1 protein-coding gene is annotated in these 340 nt (G+C 39.7%); it reads right to left on the bottom strand.

Annotation, left to right across the window (positions count from 1 at the left end):
• On the bottom strand, window positions 1–340 hold a 340-nt coding region (locus K8344_RS14045; RefSeq protein WP_420908362.1), incomplete at both ends, for a DUF7507 domain-containing protein.

Genomic DNA, 340 nt, shown 5'->3' with positions numbered 1-340 from the left:
GGGTTTTGACAAAGTTCGATAACTGTTGTATCGTCATTATTAATTTCTGTTCCTGAATCATCACTTACTTCAGTTTGATCTGGAGCTGTTCCAGTAGCTGTCGCTTGGTTTACTACTTCTCCAGCATCAATATCTGCTTGAGTGATTGCGTAACTGGCTTCGTATATCCAAGTTTCAGTTACATCAAGTTCTCCGTCGCCATCAGTATCTCCACTTATTGGACCTGCTAATGGACCTCCTAATAATGGGTCGTCTACTATTATGTTAGACAGACTTACATTTCCTTCATTAGTAACTGTGAAAGTGTAGGTGATAGTCTCATCAACATCTGAACAGTCAT

Source organism: Aequorivita xiaoshiensis, assembly GCF_022008395.1.
Lineage (GTDB): Bacteria > Bacteroidota > Bacteroidia > Flavobacteriales > Flavobacteriaceae > Aequorivita > Aequorivita xiaoshiensis.
The sequence above is the reverse complement of the archived record's forward strand: the minus strand, read 5'-3'. Positions and strand labels throughout refer to the sequence as shown.